Source organism: Mycobacterium sp. 3519A (assembly GCF_900240945.1).
Lineage (GTDB): Bacteria > Actinomycetota > Actinomycetes > Mycobacteriales > Mycobacteriaceae > Mycobacterium.
Map to the genome: position 1 here is coordinate 2,388,765 of NZ_OESG01000014.1, position 25,602 is coordinate 2,414,366.

Consider the following 25,602-nt stretch of genomic DNA (forward strand, 5'->3'; position numbering starts at 1 on the left):
TTCACATTCCTGGCAAGAATTGGATGACGAGGTCGATCAGTTTGATCCCGATGAACGGCGCGATGATGCCGCCGAGCCCGTAGATGTAGAGGTTGCGGCTCAACAGCTTTGACGCACTGCTCGGTGTGTAGCGCACACCACGCAGCGACAGGGGGATCAGCGCGACGATGATGATCGCGTTGAAGATCACCGCGGACAGGATCGCCGACTGCGGGCTGTGCAACCGCATGATGTTGAGCAGATCCAGTCCGGGGAACAGCGCCACGAACATCGCCGGGATGATGGCGAAGTACTTGGCGATGTCGTTGGCGATGGAGAACGTCGTCAAGGCGCCGCGCGTGATGAGCAGTTGCTTGCCGATCTCCACGATCTCGATCAGCTTGGTCGGATCGGAGTCGAGATCGACCATATTGCCGGCTTCTTTGGCCGCCGACGTGCCGGTGTTCATCGCGACGCCGACATCGGCCTGCGCCAGTGCGGGCGCGTCGTTGGTGCCGTCACCGGTCATCGCGACCAACTTGCCGCCCGCCTGCTCCTTCTTGATCAACGCCATCTTGTCCTCGGGCGTGGCCTCGGCGAGGAAGTCGTCGACACCGGCCTCGTCGGCAATGGCCTTGGCGGTCAACGGGTTGTCGCCGGTGATCATCACCGTGCGGATACCCATCCGGCGCATCTCGTCGAACCGCTCCCGCATGCCCTGCTTGACGACGTCCTTGAGGTGGATGACGCCGAGCACCGACGCGGTCCCTTCGACGACCCGCCCGACGACCAGCGGGGTGCCGCCCGCCGCGGAGATGCCGTCGACGATATCGCCCAGTTCCGTTGTCACCCGGCCGCCTTGGGAGCGCACCCACTCGGCAACCGAACTGGCCGCGCCCTTGCGCAGCGAGTGCCCGTTCTCGAGGTCGACGCCGGACATTCGGGTCTGCGCGCTGAACTCGACCCACTGCGCCTTGTCGAGTTCGCCTGGTGTGCGGGCACGCAACCCGTATTCCTGCTTGGCGAACACGACGATGGAGCGACCTTCAGGCGTCTCGTCGGCGAGGCTGGACAGCTGGGCGGCGTCGGCCAACTCGTGCGGCGTCACCCCGGTCAGCGGAACGAACGCGGCGGCCTGCCGGTTGCCCAGCGTGATCGTGCCGGTCTTGTCGAGCAGCAGCGTGTTGACGTCACCGGCGGCCTCGACGGCGCGACCGGACATGGCCAGCACGTTGCGTTGCACCAGGCGGTCCATGCCTGCGATGCCGATGGCCGACAGCAGCGCGCCGATCGTCGTCGGGATCAGACAAACCAGCAGTGAGACCATCACGATGCCGGAGACGCCGTTGCCGGTGAGCGCCAGCGAATCCGGCACGCCGGGGTTGTTGGCCTTGGAGAAGATCGCCAGCGGCTGCAGGGTCGCGACGGCGAACACGAAGATGATCGTCAGCGACGCGAGCAGGATGTTGAGCGCGATCTCGTTGGGTGTCTTCTGCCGGTTGGCGCCCTCGACGAGGGCGATCATCCGGTCGATGAAGCTCTCGCCGGGCTTCTGCGTGATCCTGACGACGATGCGGTCGGACAGCACGGTGGTGCCGCCGGTGACCGCGGAGCGGTCGCCGCCCGATTCGCGGATGACGGGCGCGGATTCGCCGGTGATCGCTGATTCGTCCACCGAGGCAATGCCTTCGACGACGTCACCGTCGCCGGGGATGGTCTGGCCGGCTTCGACGACCACGATGTCGCCCTGCTGCAGCAGGGGAGCGGCGACTTCGTCCTCGCGACCGGGGGCGCCCGGCCGCCAGCCGATCAGGCGGCGCGCCATGGTCGCGGTTTTGGTTTTGCGCAGCGACTCGGCTTGCGCCTTACCGCGGCCCTCGGCGACGGCTTCGGCGAGGTTGGCGAAAACGACTGTCAGCCAGAGCCATATCACGGTCAGCCAGCCGAACCAGGACGGTTCGGCGACCGCAAGGATGGTGCTCCACACGGCACCGATCTCGACGATGAACATGACCGGGTTGCGCCACAGCGTGCGTGGGTCGAGCTTGCGCAGCGCGTCGGGCAGCGACGTCCACAGCATCTTGGGGTCGAGCAGGCCGCCCCGCATGCGTTTCGGGTTATCGGCTTGCGGCCGAGTGGGTTCGAGGGTGGCGACGGACATCAGTGGACTCCTTCAGCGAGCGGGCCGAGTGCGAGCATCGGCAGGAAGGTCAGCGCGACGACGATCAGCGTCACGCCGGTGACCATGCCGACGAACTGCGGTCGATGGGTGGGTAGGGTGCCGACGGACTCCGGTGCCTTGCCCTGCTTGGCGAGGGATCCGGCGAGTGCCAGCACGAAGATGATCGGGAGGAAGCGGCCGAACACCATCGCCAGGCCCAACGCGGTGTTGTACCAGTTGGTGTTGACGGTGATGCCTGCGAACGCCGATCCGTTGTTGTTGGTCGCCGAGGTGAACGCGTAGAGCACCTCGGACAGGCCGTGCGGACCGGTGTTGAGCATGCCCGCCCGCTGCCCCGGCAGTGCCATCGCGACGGCCGTGCCGGTCAGCACGATCAGCGGAGTGATCAGGAAATACGTTGCCGCGAGCTTGATCTCACGTGGCGTGATCTTCTTGCCGAGATACTCCGGGGTGCGCCCGACCATCAGGCCCGCGACGAACACGGTGATGATCGCCAGGATGAGCATGCCGTACAGGCCGGAGCCCACGCCGCCGGGGGCGACTTCGCCGAGTTGCATGTTGAACAACGTGATCATGCCGCCGAGGCTGGTGTACGAATCGTGGAACGAGTCGACAGCACCAGTGGATGTCAGCGTGGTGAGGTCGGCGAAGACCGCGGAGTCGGGTACGCCGAAGCGTTGTTCCACACCTTCCATCGCCGACCCGACCGCCGTCGGGACGGTGCCGTGGGCTTGAATCTGGAACCACAGCATGAAGGTGACGCTGATGGTGGCGATCACGCCCATCACCGCGGCGATCGCGTAGCCCTGCTTCTTGCTTTCGACCATCCGGCCGAACGTGCGGGGCAGCGAGAACGCGATGCAGGACAGCAGGAAGATCTCGATCCAGTTCGTCCACGACGTCGGGTTCTCGAACGGGTGCGCGGAGTTCGCGTTGTAGAAGCCGCCACCGTTGGTGCCGAGTTCCTTGATGACCTCCTGGCTGGCGACCGGCCCGCCGGTGATGGTCTGCTGACCACCGGCCAGGGTGTTGACGACCTGGTCGTGCAGGTGGAAGTTCTGGATCGCGCCGCCGGCGACCAGGATGATCGCGGCAATGACGGAGAGCGGCAACAGAATTCGGACGGTGCCGCGAACCAGGTCCACCCAGAAGTTGCCCAGGTCGCCCGTGTTGCGTCGGGCCAGCCCTCGGACGAACGCGATGGCGACGGCCATGCCGACGGCGGCGGAGACGAAGTTCTGCACCGCGAGGCCGGCCATCTGCACCAGGTGGCCCTGTGTGGATTCACCTGAATAGGCCTGCCAGTTGGTGTTGGTCACGAAGCTGACCGCGGTGTTCCACGCCAGCGCCGGGGTCATCGGGGTGCCGGGGTCGTTGAGGTGCAACGGCAGCTTGCCCTGGACCAGCTGGAGGAGGAACAGGAACAGGATGCTGACCGCCGAGAAGGCGAGCACGCTGCGCGCGTAGGCACCCCAGGTCTGCTCGGCCTTCGAGTCGGCGCCGATGAGCCGGTAGATGAGTCGTTCGGAACGAGAGTCCTTCGTGGTCGTGTAGACCCGGTACATGTAGTCGCCCAGCGGCACATGCACGGCGACCAGCGCGATGATCAGCGATACGAGGAAGAGGATTCCCGCTGTTGTGCTATTCACTAGAACCTCTCGGGGAAGAGCAATGCGGCGAAGAGGAACAGGGCCATCAGGACCGCGAGGACCAGGCCCACGATGTTTGGAATCACAGGTTCTCGACCAACTTCTGGACCAGGCCGAGCAGGGCGAAGATCGCCACGGTCAGCACGATGAATATCAGCAAGGACATGCCGGTCTCCAACATTTACGGGGCGCCGGATTTCGGCGTCCTGATAGAGAATCGGCCCAGTTCAGAGCGTTGATGCCGGCGTTGACGGTTTCTTGACGGCCCCGCTGCATTCCTTTACGGATTCATGTCAACGGGGCGTCAAAGTTCGGTCGGGACCCGTCAAGAGATCGCTAGCGCTATGGCGTGTGAGTGGGCGGGCGCGGATCGTCGACGGGGTGACGATCTCTGAGTTTCTTGGCCGTGGACGGGTGTGCGCCGATGAGGATCTGCTGCGCTGCGAGCTGTACCGCAAGTCGTTTGCGACGGCGGAGGTGGTTTTTCCGGCGTTCGCGTTGAGGAATCGGTTGGTCGCGAAGTGGGTGCGCGACCATCGCGTGGCGGTGGATCTGCGCTCGGGCGAGGATCTCGCGATCGCGATTGCGGCGGGCATCCACCCGTCGCGGTTGAGCTTGGACGCTGAGTGGATGGCCGAACATGATCTGCGGGTGGCGGCCCGGTTGGGCATCGGATTGATCCGCGTCGGGTCGATGGAGCAGATAGAAGCGTTGTCGGCGGTCGACTATCGCCGGCACGAGATTGTCGTGTGTCTGTCCGACGGTACGGCGCGCGGTTTCCGGTTCGACTCGCTGGAACTGGACCACGCGATCGGCGCTGTGGTGGCGGGCAACCGGTTCAATCTTGTTGGGCTGCATTGTGATGTCGGTGCACAGCTGCACGAGTTCATCAGTTATCCGGCGGCCGTCGGGGACATGATCACGACGATGGATCAGGTGCGTAGGCACCACCGGATGGTGCTGACCCGCGTTGGTCTCGGTGGCGGTCGGACTGTGCCGCAGGGGGATTGGTCGCGCGCGTTGCCTGAGTTGTCGATGCAGATCGAACAGTCCGTCGACGACGCGTGCGCGACGTTGCGGTTCCCTCGGCCGCTGGTGGTGCTGACGCCGGGGTTGGCGATCACGGGTCAGAACGCGGCGTGACGGCGCGCGGGGCATTTGTGAAATTGCCCACGTACTGAGCGACAACGAGTTCTAGCAGACTTGATTCTCGGGAAACGCTTTTCGCAGAACCGACTATCATCCGAGGCGGTTAGGCCAGGAGACAACTGAGGAGAAGCTGCGTGCCTGCATCTTTGCCGGTGGTGACAATCGGTGGCGAGTTGACGGTGGGCCGCATTGGGTACGGCGCGATGAAGTTGACCGGGTCGCAAGTGTGGGGCGATTACCCTGACCGGGACGCCGGTATTGCGTTGCTGCGTGAGGTAATCGAGCGTGGTGTCACGTTCATCGACACCGCCGATGTCTACGGCCCGCATTTCAACGAACTGCTGATCCGCGATGCGTTGTACCCGTATCCGGAGGACCTGGTGATCGCAACGAAGGGTGGTTTCGTTCGCGGCGGCTTCGATTACTCGACGTTGGATGCGGTGGGGAACGCGCAGTATCTGCGCCAATCTGCGCACATGAGTGCCCGTCGGCTTGGTGTGGAGCAGATCGATCTGTACTACCTGCACAGCGGCCGTGCCAAAGATGCGCCGTTCGAGGATCAGGTCGCTGTGCTCGCCGACCTACGTCAACAGGGAGTCATCAAGCACATCGGATTGTCGAACGTGACGGTCGAACAGTTCAAAGCGGCCACCGCGATCGTCGACATCAGTGCCGTCACAGCGATATACAACGTTGCTGTGCGCGCCGAGTCTGCTCTGGTGGCTGCCGCGGAGGCATACGGCGCGGTGTTTTCTCCTTGGCATCCGCTGACCATTCTCGATGCGGGGCCCGAGGAGGCGGCACGCATCGAAGCTGCGCTGGCGCCGATCGCGGAGCGCCACGACGCGACGATCGCACAGATCGCGTTGGCTTGGCAGTTGCAGCGCTCACCCGTGTCATTGCCGATACCGGGCACGACCAGCATCAGTCACCTGGAAGAGAACCTCGAAGCGGCGGCACTGGAACTCAGCGCCGAGGAAGCTGCCGCGATCACCCACCTCGTCTCGGAGTGAAATGACGAATTCCTTGAGCACGGGAACCCACACTCTGATGGTCGGCGGCTTGGCTCAGCGCTATCACGTGTACGGCAGCGGACCGGTATGCCTTGTCCACCCTGGCGGGCCCGGTGTGTTCTGGGAGTACCTGCGGATGCCTGCCATCGAACAACACCTGACGATGGTCTATGTCGAGGCGATGGGCACTGGCGCGTCCGGCCGGCTCGCCACGCACCCGAACGGTTACACCCGTAGTTACTACGCCAAGGTCATCGGAGCGCTGATCGACCACCTCGGCCAAGACGAGGTCTATCTGCTCGGGCATTCGTACGGCGGCTTTGTGGCGCAGCGCTTTGCGCTGGACCACCCGGATCGGCTCACCGGGCTGATACTGTACGAGAGCGCTCCGGTCACCGGTGACGAGCATGGCGAGGAGGCCAGTCGCCAGGTCCAGGCGTTCGCTGCGCGCAATGCCGACAATCCTGAACTGCCAACCGTCCTCGCCGCGCTGCAGTCGGTGGGATCCATTACCGACGACGTCGAGCTCACTCGCGCTCTGCGCGCCCTGACGCCCGCCTATTTCGCTGACTATTGGGCACGAGAGGCCGAATTCGCGTACCTACGAGATCAAGCACAAGTCACTTACATCTCGAGTCTGGATGGCAACCTCGTTCCTGACGTCATCGACGACCGTGCCGCCCTGCCCACGCTGAGCACGCCCACGTTGGTGATCGCTGGCCGCTACGACGTGATCTGTGGCGTGCGCTGGGCCGAAGAACTGCACAATCTCATTGCGCGTTCCCGGCTCGAAATCCTGGAGAAGAGCGGTCACTTCGGCCACGTCGAAGAACCTGAGGCGTTCACCCTCGCGGTCACCGATTTCGTTGACACGACGCAAGCTTGCTGACGGCCGGGGGTATGTGCGAAGTTGCCCACGTAGCGAGCGACAACGCGTCCTAGCACAGCCCAAGGGCGCACAGGAAGTTGCGCAGCGCCGGGTTCATCGGTGCTGCCGGGGTGCTGGGCGTCGGCGTTTGCGTTGTGCCCGCGGATTGATCGTATGCCCCAGTTGGGTCTCGGGCTCGTCGGGGGTCGCCGCCGCAATGGCTGGCGCCCCGGCCGCTACGGGGCCTTCGGTATAGGTGCCGTTGGTGCTGCCGAGGACCACGTTCGTCTTGTTGTCGGTGATCGTGTTGCCGACGATGGTGTAGTTCACGGTCTTGGCGTCGGTCCAGATGCCATAGCGCTTGTTGCCGGTGATGGTGTTGTCGCGGATGGTGGCGGAATCGACGCGGTATAGCCGAATGCCGTCTCTGGTGTTGTCCTGCAGCCTGTTTCGTTCGACGAACAGGTTCTTCAGCGGTGCCAGATCAGCTTGGATCCCGGTGTAGACGTTGTGGTGGAAGTAGTTGTCCTGGATGTAGGTGTTGTTGGTGTTGTTCATGATTCGCAGGCCGTACGTGCAGTTGTAGACCTCGTTGTGGTGCACCCAGTTGTTGGGTCCGGAGTTGTCGTGTGCGGTGGTCGTGCCAATGCGGCCGCTGTATTCGCCTAGTTCGATGCCGCCGCCGTTGGGGCTGACGTAGGTGCCGTTCCGGACGCAGTCTTTGACGGTGTTGTAGCGTATCTCGTTGCTGTATTCGTCCTCGCCGTGAATGTCGATGGCGCCCGACACCGCGCCGGTGACCGTGTTCTTCTCGAGCAGATTGTGGTTGGCGCTGTACTGGATGAAGAGGCCGTGGCGGATGACCGGGCCGAGGGTGTTGTTGCGCACCCAGTTGTTGGTGGACCGACTCTGGTCGATGATGACGCCGTAGCCTGAGCCGCCTCCGCCGAGTGCGCTGGCGTTCTTGATCGTATTGCCGTCCACCAGAACGTGATACGCATTCTGCAGCAGGATGCCAAAGCGTTGGTGCTTCTCGATGAGCATGCCGGTGACGGCGATGCGTGACGTCAGCGGACCGCTGCCTTGTTTCCCGAGGCGGACACCGGCTTGGTACTTGAACCCTGAGGAGTAAATGATTCGGCAGTTGGACAAGGTGAGGTTGGTGACGCCAGGGGGCGCGTAGAGCACGGCGTGGGGCGCCCAGCTGTATCGTCCTGCCAGCACAGCGTTTTGTGATTGGCAGCGCAGCGACACACCGCTCTTCAAGTCGATACTGGCCTTGCCGCGCAGGTCGTATGTGCCGTCGGGAATGAAGACTTCGTCGCCTGCCACAGCGGCGTTGATTGCCTTCTGGATAGCGGTCACGTCGTTGTTGGACGAATTATTCGGCGTGGCACCGTAATTGAGGACATTGAGCGTCTTCCCGGTGGGAGGCGCGGGGTTCTCGAATGTGTCGGACAAGCCGGCGTCGATGGCCGCGGCGGCGTGCGGCGGCGCCACCATCGGCGCGGCCGCGAATGTAAGGGTCAGTGCGCAGGCAAGGGCCGTGAGTCGAATCTTCGCGTTCATCGTCATCTCTACTCGTTGGCTGGGGCGATCGCTGGTGAAGTGACGCGCTGGCAATCACGGCGACATTCGCGGCACGCGTGACGGCGTCGGCACCGCGAGTGGGTGCGGCTCGGTCCTTTCTTCATGACGGCAGCCAGGGTGCTGAGAGCTTCCTGTGACGATAGTGACTGAAGTGGGCAGCGTTATCGCTGATGCCGCTGAAGCGACACGGTTCCGTGACCGTGTCGTAGCCGAATCGAGGCGGTGCAGCCCTCTCTGGAGCGAGCCAAGAAGCGACCCCGATTGCGGCCACCAACTGATTGAGCCTTGGCTTGTAAGCAGAATGTCAACACATGTCACCGAATGTTCTCAACGACAGCCAACGAAAGAAGATGCAACTCCCAGCTCACAGCCCGTTTCAACAACGACGCCCTAGTGCGTCAACACTACAAACGGCCAAATATACGGACTTAAAATCCGCCAGCAATCGAGGAATTCCGAACAGCTTCAGACCATCGGTGTCACAGGCCGGTGGAACACTGGTCGACAGTACGAAAAGCCGATCCAATACTGCCGCAATATAAGAACCACAAAGACTTTGGAGGACTCATGCCGTACGTCAATCCCGAAGATGAACGCACGTATCAACGCCTCCACTATGAACGACATAAGGAGTTGTATAAGACTAGGGCCGTCGCGTCTCGCGCAAAACAGCGCATTGAACAGCGGTTGTTGATTAGGCAATATTTGGAGTGTCATCCCTGTGTGGATTGCGGCATCGCAGATATACGCGTCTTACAATTTGATCACGTCGAGCGTGGACCCGAAATCCGGAGGATTTCCAGATTGATAGGGACCCGCAATAAGCTGCTCGCTGAGCTTGAGAAGTGCGAGGTCAGGTGCGCCAACTGCCATATGATTAGGACAGGCGTGCAGCTTGACTGGAAGACGAGGACGTAGACTTCTCAGTCGCGCCCCAGTAGCCCAACGGCAGAGGCGAAGGACTTAAAATCCTTGAGTTGCGAGTTCGACTCTCGCCTGGGGCACGCCGAGTTGCCGAGTTATAGCGAATTGCGTTCTCGTGGGGCGGGGGCGCTTCGTTGCGGCGTAGCCCGGAGGTCTGAGCGCCTTGATTTTGTGCAAACAGGCTCTCATGTTGAGAGGACGCCCGCTTTGGGCGGGCGAGCGCTGCGGAGGCGAATCCTCTCTACGTGACGTTGCGCCGCCCTGCCGTCCAGGACTTCGCTCCCGGACGTAGGACCCGCCAGAAGTGTCGTTCGAGACCGACTGGGCGCACGGTACCGGGCCCAACCGGCCGTCGCATGTCCCCTAATCGGCCCACAGACGTTCCACCGCAAATAGGCCTGATCAGGGGACGGGCTCCCGGGCGCAGCGCCGGGATAGTCGTCGCATGCTCAGAAACTTCGCCGCGTCATTGCTGCCGGACAGGTTGCCTATCGACCCGTTGCCGGTCATATCGCGGGTCAGCCGCAGTGAGTCGGTAACGGCGACGACTCGTCAACTAGCAAAAGTGATCCCTCTTCGCGTCGGGCACCGGTCGCCGCGGCACCTCAACACTGACAACCGCGCGAACCACCGTGTGTTGGCACAATCCACCAAGCTGGCGAACGTCCGCTATGAGATCAGGGGACCGGTAAACGACGAAGCGGCACGGTTGGAGGCGCTCGGGCACCGCATCCTGAAGTTGAACATCGGCAATCCCGCGCCATTTGGTTTCGAGGCGCCGATCGAGATCCTCGATGACATCGTCCGGGCTCTGCCCACCGCCCAGGGCTATTCGGATTCGAAGGGCATCCTGTCCGCCCGCCGCGCGGTGGTGGCGCGCTATGAACTGGTCGACGGCTTTCCGCGGTTCGACGTCGACGACGTTTACCTGGGTAACGGCGCATCCGAGCTCATCACGATGACGATGCAGGCGCTGCTCAGTGACGGCGATCAGGTATTGCTTCCCGCCCCGAACTACCCGTTGTGGACCGCGTCGACGGCGCTGGCCGGGGGCACCCCAGTGCACTACCTCTGCGATGAGACGCAGGGATGGCAGCCCGATATCGCAGACATCGAAGCCAAGATCACCCCACGCACGAAAGCGATCGTGGTGATCAACCCCAACAACCCGACAGGGGCGGTGTACTCCCGCGAAACTCTGTTGCAGATAGCGGAATTGGCTCGTCAGCATCGGTTGTTGCTGTTGTCGGACGAAATCTACGACAGGATCCTGTACGACGACGCCAAGCACGTCCCCATGGCCGCGGTAGCGCCAGACCTGTTGTGTCTCACGTTCAATGGCCTTTCCAAGGCGTACCGGGTGGCCGGCTACCGGGCCGGCTGGCTGGTGATTACCGGACCCAAGGAGCACGCCCGCAGCTTCCTCGACGGCATCAGCCTTCTCACGAACATGCGGTTGTGCCCGAACGTGCCCGCACAGCACGCGGTTCAGGTGGCACTCGGTGGCTATCAGAGCATCGATGACCTTGTCCTGCCCGGCGGGCGCCTACGGGAACAGCGAGACGTCGCGTGGTCGAAACTCAATGCGATTCCTGGTGTCTCGTGTGTCAAACCGCAAGGAGCGCTGTATGCGTTTCCTCGACTTGACCCCGAGATCTATCCCATCGTCGACGACGAGAAGTTCGCGCTCGATCTGCTGGTGAGCGAGAAGATCCTGGTAACCCAGGGAACCGGTTTCAATTGGCCGGCTTCTGACCATTTCCGAATCGTGACGCTGCCGTGTGCCTCGGACCTGTCGAGTGCGATCGATCGGCTCGCGAACTTTCTCGACGGTTACCGACAGTAAACCCAAGGAGGACAAATGACTACGACACTCGACCGCGGTGGAAATGCGAATTCCACTCCGCACAATCCTTTTTCGTCGCGAGCGATCATCGCAATTCTGCTGTTCGTCATTCCGCTGAGCCAGATCGCGCTCGACGTGTACACCCCGGCGCTGCCGAAGATGGCGGCGGAATTCGCCGCCTCGAACGACGTCATCCAGAACACGGTGACTGCCTACATGCTTGGGATGGCGCTGGCCTTCATCCCGGCCGGCCTGATTGCCGATGCCGTGGGCCGCAGGCGTGTTCTTCTTGCCGGGCTGGCGTTGCTCACGACGGCGAGTGTCGGATGCGCACTGGCACCGACTCTGCCGGCGCTGCTGTGTATTCGATTCGTAGAAGGCATCGGTGCGAGTGTGTGCCTGCTGCTGGCGGCGACCATCGCAGCCGATTGTTTCCGGGGCGCAAAGCTGGTCTCGGTCATGGGCATACTGGGGGCGGCTTGGGGATCGGCGCCGGTGTTGGCTCCGGCTGTTGGCGGTCTGCTGGTGCAAATCGGCTCTTGGCGAGTGGTGTTCGGATTGTTCGCTCTCTTCGTCGCGTCAGTGGGAATTGTGGTCGCGAAGTTCCTTCCCGAGACGCTGCCTACCGAACGGCGATCGACGGTCAACCTGCGTGCGGCCGCAGGGGTGCTTGGTGCGGCCCTGCGGCACCGGATTTTTGTGGCGTTCGTGCTGATGTTCGGCCTCGTCGGAGCGGCGCAGATGGTCTTCGGCGTCGTCGCCCCGTTCTTGTTCGAGGTGAAACTCGGATTCGCTCCGGCGGTATACGGCCTGGTGGCGTTGGGTGTCGGTGTCGCTAATCTGACCGGCGAATTAGCCTGCGGCGTGCTTGCTCGCCGACTCTCCAGCTGGCGGCTCGGCTTCGGCGCGTGGGTCCCGTTCTTCGTCGGCGCGGTCGTTCTCGTGGTGACGGCCGCGGTGGTGGGCGTGAACGCATGGGCGATCGCCGTCGCGGCGGCGCTGGCGTTCGTCGGGATCGGTGTACTCGACCCGCAGAGCAAGGGATTGGCGATGGGGGTGTTTTCACGGAACGTCGGTCTGATCGCCGGCCTGGTGAACACTTGCTGTTACTTGATCGTGAGCGCGGCGATGGCGTTGATGGCCTACTTACCTGAGGAGTCCCAGGCCCCGCTCGGTTGGTTGTATATCGGGGTCGGCGCAGTCCTCGTAGTGCTCTTGTTCAGTACTGTCCGGCGCGGCATTATTGCGGAAAGCCCAGAGCCCAGCCGCGGTAGATCCAGCCAGACCCCACATGGGGAGTCGGCAGAATCTGGATGTTGTGCCCGTCGCCGTACCCGCGCTTGAGCCCTTGGACGCCGCCGGAGACATATGTCCCATCGCCACGAGCGATATCGATGTGAGCGCCGTAGGGGCTCTTGCTGAAGACGAGCGCGCCCCGCGGGGGATTCGTGTCGGTGTGTATCTGGCCCTGTTGAAGGAGGGTTTGGTACATGGTCTCAGCGGCGCCGTCCCAGCCGTATTTGGCCTGCGACACGCCGTAGGCCCAGGCCACGAAAGCCTCGCACCCATATGGGCCGAACTGGTCTGTCCCGAGCGCGCTTTCGGCCTTGGCGATCGCGGCTTCCGCCCCGGGAAGCGTGTCAGCTCGGGCGTTCGGTGCGAACAGGAGCGCCGCGGCAAGCAGGGGGGCGAAAAGTGATAGGCAGAATCGGGCGTTCAACTCGTGGCTCCGTTCCCGGTGCATCTCGGCGGCGTGATTCGCACCGGCTTGTGCGAGACTCTCAATTCTTCCAGCATTCTTCAGGTGCCGCTCAGGTACCCGTCGGGAGGTGGTTGAAACCGCTGTGCAGCTAAGACGATGCGAGCGCGGTGAGCTGGAATTGCGTTGCAAGGGCCCGCATAGCGTCGGCGTCGCTGGGTCGTAGCCGTTCCAGGGCGCTGAAGGCCAGATGGTCGGCGATCATCATGCGACGCACTGAGATCTCCGGCAGTTCATCGGCCAGCGGTTCCCCCGGCAGGGTATCGACGAGCGCAAAGGTGGCGCCGACGATGAGCGGGCACACCGAGGGCGGCATCGAGCGCCGATCACCAAGGACAAGGAGGTCTGCCGCGCCCGATCGAGCAGCAAGGTCGGCCTTCCCCGAGTGGTAGGGCGACGCATCCAGCAGGTGATGAATCGCCCCATCGACGGACCAGCGCGCGCGCTCCAGCATCGCGGTCCAACCAGCAGGTGAGATGGAGGCCAACACTGCGGCGGCCAACCGCACCGGTCGCCGGTACGGTGCGGGCGCTCCGACGGCCGCGCACAAGAACGCGGCCGTCGTGATGGCCATATAGGCCACCGCCACCCGAGCGCCGCGACTATGGATGCACGGGCCGAGCCGGGCGAGCAGGGCGATGCTGCCCAGCGCTGGGGCCAGCACGTGTTGCATTACCGCCCGGGTCAGTTCCTCGCCGTCGCAGGCGCCGTACAGCGCCAGTTCGCCGTTCCGCAAGTCGCTGGCCAACTGGGCTGTGACGCCGAGGCAGCCTGCCAGCTCGCTCAAATCGGCTTCGGCGCAGGCATCTTCGGCGACCAGTGAGCATACGTAGAGCACCACCCGTCCGAGCACACGCTCGCCGTAGACGGTCCGCCGCAGCGGGCGATCCAGGTTCAGCGCCATCACCTGACCGACATCGGTCAACATTCGACCGATCCGTTTGCGGCGTTCGAAGGGCAGTTCCGACAGCAGCTCTCGCGCGTCGCGGATGCGCTCGGCCAACACCAGGCCGACCGGCGGTGGCGGTGTATCGGTGTCGCCGTTCAGGTAGTCCACGGCGGCGACGACGGCGCAGGCCGCCAGCGGGCGGGCGCTCATGTCTTCGTAGGCGGCGAGCACCCGGAAGGCCAGCAGGGCGGCGGTCGCCTCGCACCGCACGTCCGCGGGAAGGAAAGCGGCCGCGATGCCGAGATTTCGCACCCCGCTCACCGGGACACCACCCGCACCGACAGTTCGCGCAACTGCTCACGCGCCGGAGATGGCGGGAATGCATCGATGGCCCGGCAGGCCGTCCGGGCGGCGCGGACGGCGACCGCACGAGCAGCTCGGGTCGCCCCGCTACGCACCAGGTCGGCTCGCAGGTCGGCACTGGACGTCAGCCTGGAGACCCACATTTCATGGGACCCGGGCCGCATGGCCAGCCATTCGATCACCGGCCAGGTCGGCACCCGGCGGTCGAGGTCACCGCCCGCGTCTTTGCCCAGTGCGGGGCCGCCCTCCACGTCGCGGACGTCATCCATGATCTGGAACGCGAGGGCGAGTTGGTCGGCGTATCGCATCAGGGCGCACAACTGAGTGTTGTCGAGGCCGCCCGCCGTGCCGCCGTACGAGCAGGCCAGGCGGAACAGCGTGCCAGTCTTGGCCCCGGCCACGAGTTCGTAGTGCCTGCGCATGGCGGCGTCGTCGACGGCAGGTGGCAGGGTCTCGATGAGCTGCCCGAACGACAGGTCCGAGATGCGGTCGAGGTAGGTGACGTCGAGGTCTGCACCGAGCCCTGCGAACACCGCCGGGTGGTCGGCCAGTACTCGTGCGAGTACCTGTAACGCCGTGCCGACCAGATGAAATCCTGCCCGGGCGGCTGTGCGGACGCCGAACGCAGCCGGTACTGACGGCGCATTGCGCCGCAAGAGCGATCCGTCGCAGATGTCGTCGTGAACGAGCGACGCCTCGTGGATCATCTCGATCGCGCACGCCACATCGACGGCGTCGCGTAGCGGCACCGCGGCAGCCGAGGGCAGCAGACCGGCACAGCCCAGCACCATCGCGGATCGTATCCGTTTACCGGGGACGGCAAGGACGTGGCGGTAAATTTCTTCGAAACCGCCACCGTCAACCAGGATTTCGCGCAACCTCTCGGCCACCAGCGGCATGTGATCGGATGGGCAACTCAGCAAGGGGCGGTCGGCGCCCAGACCACCGGAAGCGACCAAAATGCTTGCGTCAACCATCCTCATTCCTTCTGCGATGTCTTCGAAACACGCGTTCCGCTCACCACAGAAATCGTCGCTGCCGTGTGGGGCACTGCGAGCAGTAGTGCGCCACTGCGATCTCGCCCGGTTTCGGCGCGGTACTACTTAACCCGCTCTTGAATCCTGCGACTCAGTAGTACCGCGCCGAGACCAGCCTCGATTGCAGTAGGGCTCCACTGAGAGCCACCCCCCGAATCCGAGTGACGATCCCTATTGCAGTGGTCCTCTGCGTCGGATCTCCAGACGGCGCAAACGAGCGCAGGAGGCAACGTTGTATGCACTTGCACCAAGTACGCCTCGGCTGATCCCCGGCCGCACCCTTGACAACCTGGACTTGGCGCCAAGCGGCGGTGTTTGTCGCGGCTCGATCCGCGTGGATCGTCAAGACCCTGTGTTCTTCGACCATCCGCTCGACCACGTGCCGGGAATGCTGCTGGTGGTCGCCGGTCTTGAGTTGGCCGAGCACGCAGCGATGCTGCGGCCGGCCCACGTGAATTTCCGTCTCACGTTCAAAAAATTCTGCGAGCTCGACGCCCCGGTTGACGTGAGTGCGACCCGCGAAACCGGTGGGAACCCGTTCGAATTCGTCCAATTAGGCCGCAGCATAGCGAGGGGACTGCTGGGCCGACGCGAGACCGCGCTGCCGGCGGAGCTTGCCCCGGTGCCAGCATTTGGCAACGGTTCGATCCCGGGTGAACTGGTGCACCGGGCCGACCCCGGAAATATCGCGGTCGGCCCGCTGACAATCGACGCCGGACGCGTCTGGGTTCGCGTACTCGAGGAGGCCGCCCTCGGCGGAATACCACCGAAGGCCAGCGCGGTCGCCTCCATCATCGAGGCCGCCCGGCAGTTCGTCATCGCGATTCTTCACTTGTGGGGCCGCCAGCCACTGGGGACGAAGATGATATTCGTCGGCCTCACCGCAGACGTGCCCACTGCGCTGCCGCAGGGTCACGTCACGCGGGCCCTGTCGTGGCAGCCCACTCCGCCAGAACAGACACGCAAAATCCACATCGACGTGCACGCGGTAGGCGATCGAGCCATCAAAGTCGGCTCGATTGTCATCGCGGCCCGCTGCGCCGACGAAATCGAGTACGCGCAATTGCGCGCGGGCTAGACGATGGAAGGCTGGTAAATGACTGATCGACTCGCCACGTACATTCTTCGTAATCTCCTGGTACTGACCACCATTGGTCTTGCGATTGCGGTCGCGGCACACCTTGCCGGCGGGCGCCTCGCTGCAGCGGCTTTCGTCGCCGCATACCTGGTGTGGCTGCTTTCCGAGGCACGAATCACGGTTGGGACACCGACACAATCAGCCGCGGAGACTCGTACCCTCGTTCCATACGCGGTAGCGCGAGTCGCGACGGCACTGACGGCTGCGTACTCCGCGCCCGCGGTCCCCGACAAGTTCGGTATCGTGCTCGCCGGGATTTTCGGTGCGGGTGTGATGTTGCGCGCGTGGGCGATTCACGAACTGGGCCGCCAGTATTCGCATCGAGTGGTACGGCTCTCCGAGGGCGGCCTCGTTTCGTCCGGGCCGTACCGGACGCTGCGCCATCCCGCCTATGCCGGAATGTTGCTCGCCAACATCGGTTTAGTCGGCTACTTCGCGAGTCCTGCGAGTATCGCGGCACTGACTCTCCTTGTCGCCGCGGTCCTCTGGCGCATCAGAATCGAAGAGGACATCCTCGCTGAATCGCCGCAGTACCGCGCTTTCGCCAAGACACGATGCCGGATCGTACCGGGGGTGTGGTGATGATCAAGATCATTGACGCGCCCGCGGAACTGGCTGACGCCAGCGTGGTTGGGCACAAGTTCGCGCGCCAGCAACAGTTACGCGATGCCGGGGTTTCCGTCCCGCCGTTCTTCTGCGTCGTCAGGGAAACTCCGTGGTCAGCCGTCGCCGATGTCGTCGGCACCTTTCCCGGTGTCGGCGCCAGCGTCGAGAAGTTGACTGCCTGGGCCGAGGCGGCTCGCAGCGCTGTCGAGCACATGCGCCTCATGCCGGAGACAGAAGCCGAGATCTGGGAGAGGTACGCCGCCCTCGGCTCAGCCGACGTCGCAGTCCGTGCATGCGTGGTCGGCCGTCACGCACAGCCCGGCGAAGATGATGCCGCGGACCCGTTCGCGGGCCTCACAGATAGTTACCTGTACGTTGGCGCGGACACGCTCATCGATGCCGTTTCAGCTTGTACCGCATCGCTTTTCAGTGTCAGATCGGTACTCTACCGCGCGCGGCGGGGGATCGACCCCCGAGTCCTCAGCATCTGCGTCGGAATTCAGCAGATGATCGATGGCGAGCGCTCGTTCGTCGTGTTCACCCACGATCCTGCTACCGGAGCCAGAGAGACTGTGGTCGCCGGCGTCTACGGCATCGGAGAAGGTGCGGTAGCCGAACGCGCCGACATCGACCACTTTTTCGTACGCGCGGACGGGATCGGGCGGCTCATCTCGCACAAGGAGAGAATGCTCCGCCGGGCACCGGGCGGTGGCGTTACTGAGTATCGGGTGCCGGCTGGACTCGCCGACCTACCGGTGTTCTCCGATGCGGAAATCAGTCAGATCGCAGCGCTGGCGGAGACCACCGAGCGGTTGTTGTCCGGACCCCAAGACATAGAGGGCGTCGTCACGGCCGACTCAGCGATTCACCTGGTGCAGGCACGGCCGGCCACGTCGCCCCAAGCGCCGGCGACCACAGTCGAATGGACCAATCACAATCTGACTGAGAGCTTTCCGGGCGTGACCACCGCGATGACCTACTCGCACGCACGAGTCTTCTACCGCATGAGTTTCCGCAGCTTCTATCGCATCGTCGGAGTCTCTGAGAGCCAACTGCGGAGTCGGGACTACCAACTTCGTCGCATGATCGGATACCTCGACGGGCGGGCCTACTACCGCCTGGACGCGTGGTACGCACTGCACAGCCAGCTCCCCGGGTGGGACCTGCTTCGTCCGATGTGGGAGCGGTCGTTGGGCCTCGCAGAGCGAAATCCCAACCCAAGCCACGTGCTCGGCCGCCGTGCCATCACACGCATTATCGGGCGTTCACCGCGACTGATATGGGCGGCCATCAGTTTTCCCCGCAAATTGCGGAGATTCTTGACCTGGTGGGATGCCCAGCACAGCCTCGGGGAGGGACTGTCGCAAAAGCCGGTTGATGAACTAATCGAGACCTACCGCCGAATGTGGTCGGAAGCCGAATCACGCTGGGGTATACCGATTCTGGCCGGATACCTATGCCTAGCTAGCTATGTCGTGGCGAGCGCCCTGGTCCAGCGGTGGACCCACTCCCTCGACGTGGACCTCACCGTACTCTTGCCGGGAGGGCCACCGAACCGAACGCTGCAGTCGGTGCACTCCACGGTGGCGCTCGCCGAGCAGATAAACGCGAACCCCGCGTTGGCGGCGCGAGTGCTGACTGGCGACGCACGCGATACCTGGGACCGCATCGCACGAGGCGCCTACGGCGGCAAACTGGAGTCCGATGCCCTTACGCATCTCAGGAAATTCGGCGACCGCGCCATGCACGACCTCAAGATCGAGGAGCTGACGCCACGCCAGAGACCTGAGATGGTCATCGACGCCCTGCGGCCGTTTGTTGCAGCGGGAGCGACAATGCAGCAGACGCGGCTTCAGGAATCGACCGCGGCCATAGCCGCACTTGATGAACTACACCGCATCTGCCCGTCACGGTGGAGACGCGCCCTTCTTCGCGCCGCGCTGCGGGTGGGTAGGTTCCTGGTGAGAGCTCGCGAGGACACCCGGTTCTGCCGCACCCAGCTATACGGATTCTCAAGGGAAGTCATGCGTCGCCTTGGGTCTGAGCTAGCCGCTGCAGGGTGTCTGGATTCACCCGATGACTATGTCCATCTGGAGGCCGACGAATTGTTGGCAGCCTTCGACGGCACCTCCACACACCCCGACCTGCGCGTCCTGGCACGGACCCGAAAAGACGCCTATCTACGATCGAGGAATCGGCCCGCCCTTGCAGCCAAACTCACAACTGCCCCGCCGCCGATCGCTGCCGCCGACCTTCGTCGCGGGGCTGCCACATCGGCGACCGCAGGTTCCAGCACCGAACTGATCGGTCTTCCATCCAGCGCCGGGATTGCCTGTGGTCGCGCGAAATTGGTGCTGCGACCGGATGTTCCGCCGAGCGACTGCGCTGGGCGGATCCTGGTCGCCCGCGAAACCGATCCTGGATGGCTACCACTGATGCTCAACGCAACGGGACTCGTCGTCGAGCGCGGCAGCATGGTCTCCCACACCGCAATAACGGGACGGATGCTCGGCATCCCGACTGTGGTAGCGGTTGCTGGCGCGACCGCCAAGATATCCGACGGCGACGAGGTCGAGATCGACGGTAGATCGGGCAGCGTCCGCATCCTCTGCCCCCACTCACAGAAGCCGCGGTGACATCATGCAACTGCCGCTAGCGAGCTGCCCGCGTACTTCGCTCCCGCAACATCATGTCGATACCTTTCGTGAAACACCGACCGCCGACATCACGTTGGCTGACGGCACGGCGGCGATCGCGGTGACTCGTCAGTGCGACGTACGAACCGTGTTGAGTGACAACCGCTTCAGTCGGGCACAACTTCGGGCACCTACCGTTGGCGCGGGCTCCGATCTGCCTCTGGCGCTGGTCACCTCGGATCCACCAACCCATACCCGTCGGCGCCAGGCCGTTCAAGGATGGTTCACCAAGCGGCGGGCGCAGATGGCTCGACCGCTCATCGGCCGCGTCGCCGATCAACTTCTCGACGATCTGCTCGCGGCGGGGCCACCAGCCGACATCTTCACGCAGTTCTGCCAGCCTTTTCCGAACCTCGTGCACATGACGCTGCTCGGGCTGGACACCGCCGATCTGCCATTTCTCGTGCCGCGAATAACGGTCGCATGGTCAGCTGGTCACTACCAACCTGACGAGGTCACGAAAGCAAACCGCGACCTGCACGACTACTTCGAAAGTCGAGTCAGTCGATCGGGTAGTCAGACGACAACGCGCGGGCTGATCGATGCCCTGGTACGGGACGAATCCTCAAACAAGCTGACCCACGCAGAAATCGTCATGCTCGCCATGGGGCTGCTCATGTCGGGCGCCGAGACGACCGCCAGTCACCTCGCACTGAGTCTCATCGAGGTACTTCAGCACCCCGGACTGGTGGATTCGCTTCGCCGAGATCCCGAGCAGATTCCATCCGCGGTCGAAGAGCTGCTGCGCTGGGTTTGGTTCGGCGGCACGATCGGGGGTACGGCGGGTCGTCCGCACGTCGCAACCGCTGACGTGAAGCTGCGCGACCGTCTGATCTTGAAGGGGGAAATCGTCGTGCCCGTACTTGATGTCGCCAACCGCGATCGCGATGTGTTCCCAGACGCTGACAAGTTCTGCCCTCAGCGGAGTCCGAACCCCCACCTCGGATTCGGGCACGGGCGGCACCAGTGCATCGGAATGGCCTTCGCTCGCCTCGAACTGCAAGTCGGCCTGCAAACGGTGCTGTCACGGCTCAGCGGACTAACTCTTGCTGCGTCCGAGATCGATTGGCGCACGCAGATGTTCACCCGGGGGGTATGGGGCCTGCCGGTGATGTGGCAAGGAGGCTGACAATGACTGCTGCCGTTGGTATCTCGAACTTCATTCTCACCAGGTATCCACCGGTCCTCACCAGCGTGTATGCGTTGGCGTTCGGCGCCGGAGGGATCGGTCTGTTCGCCGCGCTCGCTGGGGAACGGATTCCTGCCAGCGCGATACCGATGTTGGGGATAGTTGCCTTGACCCTGTTCGCCGACTTGCTGATCATGCGTGTCCTCGACGACATCCGTGACAGCGATTACGACCGGATTGCCAACCCAGAGCGCCCGGTGGCGTCCGGCGCAGTGACGAATCGGGACCTGTCCGCTCTGTGCGCCCTATGCGTGACGGTCATCGTCGTCGCGAATCTGTCCTTCCCCAGCGGATTGTTCGTCCTCGTCGTACAGCTCCTCTACACCGGAGCGCTGGTGGCTGTCGGGCAGCGATTCCCGGCCACTCGCGGCGACAACCTCGTTCTGAACTTGCTTTTCAGTCTTCCGGTTCAACTGCTGCTGTATGTGTACCTGCTCGCGGCATTCGCCAGGATCCGCCCCGATGCGCTGACCCCAGTCGTCGGTGGGCTTGGAATTCTGATCCTGACGCTGTGCGCCGGCCAGGTCGAGTTCGGAAAGAAACTTGTCCGCCAGCCCGCGCCAGACGAACGAAGCTACGTCAATTCGATTGGCTACCATGCAACGTCGCTGCTCGCGATCGGCACCGGGCCGCTCGCCGCTGTGCTGTTCGCCATCGCTGCGCCTGTTTCGCCGCTGTCCAAGGCATTCGTCGTGTTGCCTGCGATCGGTGTTGCCGGATTCGGCATCATGTACCTCAGCCATAAGGGCGATCGATGGCCAGCAGCGCTGTCAACCCTTGGCCTACTAGGTACGCTGATCGCCTTCGCCGTCGTCGGAGTGGTCGGCTAGAACCAATCCTGTGCCGGATCGATTGCCGCATTGAACTCGGCGTGCCAATACTCGTGCAGGACGGAGCAGCGTCCGTCAGATTCGAATCGGAGTGTGAGGCAACCGGATGCGGTCCGCGGTTCGCGTGTCGCGGGATCGTGAAGAACGCACCAGAATTCCACCGCGGCGCGGCCCGCGGACTCGATCGCACTGCCGAACCAGATTCGCGGGTCGACTTGTCTGGACAGCGTTTCGACCCAATGTGCGCGAATTGCGTCGCGTCCGCGATGTGGAGCACCGAACGGGCCGCGGTGGTAGTGCGCATCGTCGGTGAAGAGGCCGGCGATCGCAGTTGGATCCCGTTGTCGCCACCCCGACTCGAGAGCGCTGATCCATTCGTCGACGCTCATAGGTTCTTTGGTCACTGGAGTTGAAACTGCGGAAAGTAGGTAATCGTCTCGTCGATGAGCCCGGCTAGCTCGCTGACACACTGCGGGTCACCACTGAGCGACGCAAGCGTGTCGCGAGCGGCACGGACGATGGGCTGGATTGTCTCTGTGTAGCTGGAAACGATGTCCTGCGCCAACATTGCTCGCTTCAGTTCAGCCCGCGCCTCCTCCGAAGTTCGCGCTTGCCGGTGAAGGCCGATCAGTTCCGCCCGTCGGGCAGTCGACACAGTGCCGAGAAGATGAACGAGCAGATAGGTCGCAGTGCCGTTTCGCAGATCCTCGTCGCGTTCGGTGACCAGGTCGCGCTGGTCGTTGACCAGTTGACGAAGAACTCCGAGTCTCCTGCCGAACGAGCGCCAGGCATCGACTCGGTCGTCGTCGCACTCTGCGAGCTGCGCGGCGAGCGCGGCGGACATCCCGTAGGGTGCGCCCGTCTTGCCCTCGTAGTTGCGCAGCACATCGTCGAGAGTTGCGGTCTCGACGTCGAGAACGAGGTCGGTCAGCTGCCCGCTCAACGCGTCGATGCATCCGTTGCTGTACTCGGTGAGCAGACGCAACCGAACCGCATCGGAGATAGCGAGATCGCCGAAAATGTTGAGCGGCAGATAATTCCCCACCGCAATTGCGGTCATCACGCCGCGGTTGAAATCCGCGGGAGCGGTCCGCGTGAGTTCCGGATTGTCGATCATGTCGTCCAGATACCGCGCCGCCGCCCACCAGAGTGTGTGAACAAGCGCTACGGGTGTCGCACGCATCGGCGCAGCGGTCTCGGCGCCGAACACGAGCACGGGCAGCATGACGATGCCGTTGATGCTGCGCGCAGAGCCGTCCAACGGAATCATGCCGAAGAACGCTTCGATGAACGTCCCCATCGCGCGATCACCGGTTGAATCACTGGCCAACAGCCGCTCGGTCATCGCCGAAGCTTGTGTTGCGACCTCCGCCAGCACCCGTTGCTGTGTAGTCATTTCGAACGCATCGTGTTGCAACGACTGCATGTCAGTTCGCCGCCAATTGCGCTGTCAGTTGCCGCACGGTCAATTGATGCCGACGATGGGCGTCACTCACGAGCAGATGCGCGGGAGGCCGTCGCCAATGAGGTGCCCACCAGTTCGCCCGACCCATCAGCCTCATCGCGGCGGGCATGAGGATCGCGCGAATCAATGTGGCGTCGAACAGGATCGCTAGCGTCAACCCGACGCCTAGCAACTTGACGAACGACACCGAAGAGGTGGCCATCGCGATGAACACGACTGACATGATCAGTGCCGCCGCAGTGACGACGGGGCCAACGCGTTGCAGCCCGCGCATCACGGCGAGGTTGGTGTCGCCGTGCGTGCGGTACTCCTCAGTGATGCGCGACAACAGGAACACTTCGTAGTCCATGGACAGCCCGAATGTGAGGCAAATGATCAGGATGGGCACCGGTGCAGGCAGTGTCCCAGTTACAGCGAAATCTCCAACCAGCCACTTGAGGTGACCCTCCTGAAAGATGAACACCATCGCGCCGAGAGTCGCAGACAGACTGACTACGTTGAGCAGCAACGCCTTGATCGGCAGTACCACGCTTCGCGTGAACGCGAACAGCACGCCGAACATCGCCAGCACCATCAGTGCCAGAGCCAATGGAACGCGCTCAAACAGAGCGTCTTTGGTATCAGCGTTCTCCGCGGTGAGTCCGCCGACATGCACGGTGCCCGGAGCGGGTGTTCCGCGTACCTGATCAAGGAGCAGGTTGGCCGCGTCGCTGTAGGGATCAACGTCTGGAATCAGCCGTAGATAGGCGCCATTCGCGTCGGGCACCGGCATTTCGCCAATTCGTTGCCCGTCGACATAGCTCGTCATTCCCAGTTTGACGGCCACGACGTGCGGCAACTTTGACAGCGTCGCGGCGTACCCGTCCAGCTGATCGGCACCCCCAGAGCCTTCGAGGAGCACATCCATCGCAGCAGTCGCTTGCGCCGGGAATTCGGAGCGGATCACGTCTCCGACACTTCGGCTTTCGATCGTCGCAGGCAGCGACCGGTCATCCGGAAAGTTCAAGCGGATGGCACCGAACGGTGCCGCAAGAAGCAGGGCCAGGACCAGAACCGCGCCCCCCATCACGACCGGCCTCCGCATGACCAACCGTGAACTGCGGAACCAGAATCCGTCTTCCTCCGCCCGCGCTTCGGTCGGTGCGCGACGCCCAAACAGCTGCGGAATCTCCCGGCGCACATTGAGCGAGTCGATTCGGGAGCCCAGAAGTCGTAACAGGGCGGGCATGACGACAAGCGCGCACACCGTCGCGAGCAGTACCACACCGACACACGCATAGGCGATCGAACGCAGGAACATCATCGGAAACGCAAGCAGCGCCAGCACCGACAGCGTCACCGTGGTGGCAGAGAACGCTACCGTGCGCCCCGCGGTTCGAACCGACTCGATGATCGCATCGTCGAGGGACTGAGCCCGGGTCCGTTCTTCACGGAACCTGGTCAGCACCAGAAGGCTGTAGTCGATGGCCAGAGCCAGACCGACGATCGTCGTCACGTTGAGCGCATAGTTGGACACCGGAGTGAAATCCGACAACAACGCGAGAAGGCCGAGTGAGCCCACGATCGAAAGCGCACCGATGATGAGCGGCAAGCCGGCTGCCACGAGACTGCCGAACACCAGTGTCATCAGCACCAGGATTATCGGCATCGCGACTGCTTCACTGATCGCCAAGTCGTGGTTGAGCTGATCGGTCACGTCGTTGTAGCTGACCGCCTCACCGCCGAGTTCGAGCTTCAGCGGACCGCGCTCGGTGCCGCGGTAGGTGGCGATGAGACGTTGGGCCGCCGCCGCGAACTCGCGCTCATCGCCTTCGACGTGCGCCACGATCAGTGCCTTCGTCCCGTCTTTGCTGCGGAGCAATTCGGACGGGCCCGGCCCCCAGTACGAGCTGACCGTTGTGACACCGGGCGTGGCGGCAAGCTCTCTAGTGAGAGCCTGGCCGGCGGCAACCGCGACGGGGTCGTCGACAGACCCGCTGTCGGTGGCGGTCGCGAGAATCACGAAGTTCGGTTTGCCGACGTGAAACCGCTGCTCGAGCATGGCAGCGGCGCGCTGCGATTCGGAAGAAACGCTGTAGAAGCCGCCCCCTGACAGCCGGTCGGTGATTCCTGAACCGTAGGCAAATGCGGCGACCATGATGACCAAGGTTGCGGCGAGAACCGCCTTCGGCCGGGCCACGGCCATCCGCGCAAGCCGGTCCAACATCGTTGTCTTCTCTTGGCGTCGATGGGTACGGCGATTGTGGCCGGTTGCGGGTGGGGAGATCGTCGCCATAGCGCCGCGCCATCCTTCCGCCATGACTGGGTGTCTTGACCGAAAAATCATCAGTCGCGGTTGGCGCCAAGAACGCAGTAGTACCCCACTGCAATCTCGCCCGGTTCCGGCCCGGCACTACTTAGCCGCGACTTCGAGCCCGTTCATTGTTGTCG

At 63.4% G+C, this 25,602-nt stretch carries 20 protein-coding genes and 1 tRNA gene; 11 read left to right on the plus strand and 10 right to left on the minus strand.

What is annotated here, in order from left to right:
* Window position 1: 1 nt before the first annotated feature.
* From kdpB to C1A30_RS36295, 4 genes are read right to left on the minus strand one after another with little or no spacing between them, the layout of a single operon-like run.
* Window positions 2-2,140, minus strand: coding sequence for a potassium-transporting ATPase subunit KdpB (kdpB, locus tag C1A30_RS32795; protein ID WP_101952365.1), 2,139 nt, complete (start codon window positions 2,138-2,140; stop codon window positions 2-4).
* The gene (kdpA, locus tag C1A30_RS32800) at window positions 2,140-3,810 is read right to left on the minus strand and encodes a potassium-transporting ATPase subunit KdpA (RefSeq protein WP_101952366.1); all 1,671 of its coding nucleotides are present in this window, start codon (window positions 3,808-3,810) and stop codon (window positions 2,140-2,142) included. Before kdpA ends, kdpB begins: the two co-directional genes overlap by 1 nt.
* Entirely contained in the window at window positions 3,810-3,896 is an 87-nt protein-coding gene (gene kdpF, locus C1A30_RS36290) for a K(+)-transporting ATPase subunit F (protein WP_101952367.1), read from the minus strand. Before kdpF ends, kdpA begins: the two co-directional genes overlap by 1 nt.
* The gene (locus C1A30_RS36295; RefSeq protein ID WP_101952368.1) at window positions 3,893-3,991 is read right to left on the minus strand and encodes a potassium-transporting ATPase; all 99 of its coding nucleotides are present in this window, start codon (window positions 3,989-3,991) and stop codon (window positions 3,893-3,895) included. The genes kdpF and C1A30_RS36295 overlap by 4 nt, the downstream gene beginning before the upstream one ends.
* A 200-nt stretch (window positions 3,992-4,191) precedes the next feature.
* Between C1A30_RS36295 and C1A30_RS32815 the strand changes: the two genes are divergently transcribed.
* From C1A30_RS32815 to C1A30_RS32825, 3 genes are all read left to right on the plus strand, one after another.
* On the plus strand, window positions 4,192-4,953 hold the full coding sequence (locus C1A30_RS32815; protein ID WP_160112813.1) for a LysA protein: 762 nt from the start codon (window positions 4,192-4,194) through the stop codon (window positions 4,951-4,953).
* Window positions 4,954-5,093: 140 nt separating this feature from the next.
* Window positions 5,094-5,972, plus strand: coding sequence for an aldo/keto reductase (locus C1A30_RS32820; protein ID WP_255413279.1), 879 nt, complete (start codon window positions 5,094-5,096; stop codon window positions 5,970-5,972).
* Window positions 5,973-6,009: 37 nt separating this feature from the next.
* On the plus strand, window positions 6,010-6,861 hold the full coding sequence (locus C1A30_RS32825) for an alpha/beta fold hydrolase (RefSeq protein ID WP_255413291.1): 852 nt from the start codon (window positions 6,010-6,012) through the stop codon (window positions 6,859-6,861).
* A gap of 93 nt (window positions 6,862-6,954) precedes the next feature.
* Here the strand turns inward: C1A30_RS32825 and C1A30_RS32830 are convergent, their stop codons facing one another.
* Window positions 6,955-8,415, minus strand: a complete 1,461-nt coding sequence (locus C1A30_RS32830; RefSeq protein WP_101952371.1) for a nitrous oxide reductase family maturation protein NosD — start codon at window positions 8,413-8,415, stop codon at window positions 6,955-6,957.
* 946 nt (window positions 8,416-9,361) lie between these two features.
* Between C1A30_RS32830 and C1A30_RS32840 the strand changes: the two genes are divergently transcribed.
* From C1A30_RS32840 to C1A30_RS32850, 3 genes are all read left to right on the plus strand, one after another.
* Window positions 9,362-9,434, plus strand: a tRNA-Leu gene (locus C1A30_RS32840).
* 554 nt (window positions 9,435-9,988) lie between these two features.
* Entirely contained in the window at window positions 9,989-11,200 is a 1,212-nt protein-coding gene (locus C1A30_RS32845) for a pyridoxal phosphate-dependent aminotransferase (protein ID WP_235010306.1), read from the plus strand.
* Window positions 11,201-11,215: 15 nt separating this feature from the next.
* Window positions 11,216-12,544 (plus strand): MFS transporter, encoded by a 1,329-nt coding sequence (locus tag C1A30_RS32850; protein WP_101952373.1) that lies wholly within the window; start codon window positions 11,216-11,218, stop codon window positions 12,542-12,544.
* Window positions 12,545-13,050: 506 nt separating this feature from the next.
* Here the strand turns inward: C1A30_RS32850 and C1A30_RS32860 are convergent.
* Window positions 13,051-14,169 carry a hypothetical protein gene (locus C1A30_RS32860; RefSeq protein ID WP_200828493.1) on the minus strand — a complete coding sequence of 373 codons (1,119 nt, stop codon included), beginning with the start codon at window positions 14,167-14,169 and terminating at the stop codon, window positions 13,051-13,053.
* On the minus strand, window positions 14,166-15,188 hold the full coding sequence (locus C1A30_RS32865) for a polyprenyl synthetase family protein (RefSeq protein WP_101952374.1): 1,023 nt from the start codon (window positions 15,186-15,188) through the stop codon (window positions 14,166-14,168). Before C1A30_RS32865 ends, C1A30_RS32860 begins: the two co-directional genes overlap by 4 nt.
* A gap of 355 nt (window positions 15,189-15,543) precedes the next feature.
* Between C1A30_RS32865 and C1A30_RS32870 the strand changes: the two genes are divergently transcribed.
* From C1A30_RS32870 to C1A30_RS32890, 5 genes are all read left to right on the plus strand, one after another.
* The gene (locus C1A30_RS32870; RefSeq protein ID WP_160112814.1) at window positions 15,544-16,326 is read left to right on the plus strand and encodes an AfsA-related hotdog domain-containing protein; all 783 of its coding nucleotides are present in this window, start codon (window positions 15,544-15,546) and stop codon (window positions 16,324-16,326) included.
* A gap of 18 nt (window positions 16,327-16,344) precedes the next feature.
* On the plus strand, window positions 16,345-16,968 hold the full coding sequence (locus tag C1A30_RS32875) for an isoprenylcysteine carboxylmethyltransferase family protein (RefSeq protein WP_101952376.1): 624 nt from the start codon (window positions 16,345-16,347) through the stop codon (window positions 16,966-16,968).
* Entirely contained in the window at window positions 16,968-19,628 is a 2,661-nt protein-coding gene (locus C1A30_RS32880; protein WP_160112815.1) for a PEP/pyruvate-binding domain-containing protein, read from the plus strand. The genes C1A30_RS32875 and C1A30_RS32880 overlap by 1 nt, the downstream gene beginning before the upstream one ends.
* Before the next feature lie 4 nt (window positions 19,629-19,632).
* Window positions 19,633-20,817: a cytochrome P450 gene (locus tag C1A30_RS32885; RefSeq protein ID WP_101952378.1), complete on the plus strand. Its 1,185-nt coding sequence runs from the start codon at window positions 19,633-19,635 to the stop codon at window positions 20,815-20,817.
* Between the two features lie 65 nt (window positions 20,818-20,882).
* Window positions 20,883-21,707 carry a hypothetical protein gene (locus tag C1A30_RS32890; protein ID WP_160112816.1) on the plus strand — a complete coding sequence of 275 codons (825 nt, stop codon included), beginning with the start codon at window positions 20,883-20,885 and terminating at the stop codon, window positions 21,705-21,707.
* Here C1A30_RS32890 and C1A30_RS32895 read toward each other — a convergent pair.
* The 3 genes from C1A30_RS32895 to C1A30_RS32905 are packed head-to-tail and all read right to left on the minus strand — an operon-like array spanning window position 21,704 to window position 25,378.
* Window positions 21,704-22,096: a nuclear transport factor 2 family protein gene (locus C1A30_RS32895; RefSeq protein WP_101952380.1), complete on the minus strand. Its 393-nt coding sequence runs from the start codon at window positions 22,094-22,096 to the stop codon at window positions 21,704-21,706. The genes C1A30_RS32890 and C1A30_RS32895 overlap by 4 nt on opposite strands.
* 11 nt (window positions 22,097-22,107) lie before the next feature.
* Complete coding sequence (locus C1A30_RS32900; RefSeq protein WP_160112817.1) at window positions 22,108-23,103, minus strand: polyprenyl synthetase family protein; 996 nt, start codon at window positions 23,101-23,103, stop codon at window positions 22,108-22,110.
* A 31-nt stretch (window positions 23,104-23,134) separates the two neighbouring features.
* Window positions 23,135-25,378 carry an MMPL family transporter gene (locus tag C1A30_RS32905; RefSeq protein ID WP_160112818.1) on the minus strand — a complete coding sequence of 748 codons (2,244 nt, stop codon included), beginning with the start codon at window positions 25,376-25,378 and terminating at the stop codon, window positions 23,135-23,137.
* Window positions 25,379-25,602: the final 224 nt, after the last annotated feature.

Excerpts from the sequence above, each read along its gene's own strand:
- C1A30_RS32825 (WP_255413291.1), top strand. The coding sequence starts at position 6,010 with ATGGTCGGCGGCTTGGCTCAGCGCTATCACGTGTACGGCAGCGGACCG.
- C1A30_RS32895 (WP_101952380.1), bottom strand. The coding sequence starts at position 22,096 with ATGAGCGTCGACGAATGGATCAGCGCTCTCGAGTCGGGGTGGCGACAA.
- C1A30_RS32875 (WP_101952376.1), top strand. The coding sequence starts at position 16,345 with ATGACTGATCGACTCGCCACGTACATTCTTCGTAATCTCCTGGTACTG.
- C1A30_RS32830 (WP_101952371.1), bottom strand. The coding sequence starts at position 8,415 with ATGACGATGAACGCGAAGATTCGACTCACGGCCCTTGCCTGCGCACTG.
- C1A30_RS32885 (WP_101952378.1), top strand. The coding sequence starts at position 19,633 with ATGCAACTGCCGCTAGCGAGCTGCCCGCGTACTTCGCTCCCGCAACAT.
- C1A30_RS32865 (WP_101952374.1), bottom strand. The coding sequence starts at position 15,188 with ATGGTTGACGCAAGCATTTTGGTCGCTTCCGGTGGTCTGGGCGCCGAC.
- C1A30_RS36295 (WP_101952368.1), bottom strand. The coding sequence starts at position 3,991 with ATGTTGGAGACCGGCATGTCCTTGCTGATATTCATCGTGCTGACCGTG.
- C1A30_RS32905 (WP_160112818.1), bottom strand. The coding sequence starts at position 25,378 with ATGTTGGACCGGCTTGCGCGGATGGCCGTGGCCCGGCCGAAGGCGGTT.
- C1A30_RS32880 (WP_160112815.1), top strand. The coding sequence starts at position 16,968 with ATGATCAAGATCATTGACGCGCCCGCGGAACTGGCTGACGCCAGCGTG.
- C1A30_RS32850 (WP_101952373.1), top strand. The coding sequence starts at position 11,216 with ATGACTACGACACTCGACCGCGGTGGAAATGCGAATTCCACTCCGCAC.
- C1A30_RS32900 (WP_160112817.1), bottom strand. The coding sequence starts at position 23,103 with ATGACTACACAGCAACGGGTGCTGGCGGAGGTCGCAACACAAGCTTCG.
- kdpB (WP_101952365.1), bottom strand. The coding sequence starts at position 2,140 with ATGTCCGTCGCCACCCTCGAACCCACTCGGCCGCAAGCCGATAACCCG.